Here is a 281-nt window from a genome sequence, read left to right on the forward strand (position 1 = left end):
CCTGGGTTGATTGTATAGTCGAGTATCCAGCCATGTTTTTCACAAACTGTCTGAACACTATAGGCAAATACCTGCTTGTGTTCCCCCTTATGGAACCATCCACTTTCTGGATCATTGCTGCTAACTTTCTGTTGTATCCTCTTTGGCACCACCTTCCCGGCCCGCAGGGCTTTTTTTCCATGATTCAGCCGATCTATCGTGATTTCCTTTTCTAAATCGGTGTGTTAATAAGTGGCGACCTTATCTATGACCGCTTTGTGATATTTTCTGTTATTGGCATT

General features: G+C 43.4%; 1 protein-coding gene. It reads left to right on the forward strand.

The window, feature by feature from the left end; translation table 11 throughout:
• The coding region (locus FC83_RS17420; RefSeq protein WP_236700821.1) for a hypothetical protein at positions 1 to 215 on the forward strand (215 nt) is incomplete at its 5' end.
• Positions 216 to 281: the final 66 nt, after the last annotated feature.

Origin of the sequence: Agrilactobacillus composti DSM 18527 = JCM 14202 (genome assembly GCF_001436375.1) — a bacterium.
Classification (GTDB): domain Bacteria; phylum Bacillota; class Bacilli; order Lactobacillales; family Lactobacillaceae; genus Agrilactobacillus; species Agrilactobacillus composti.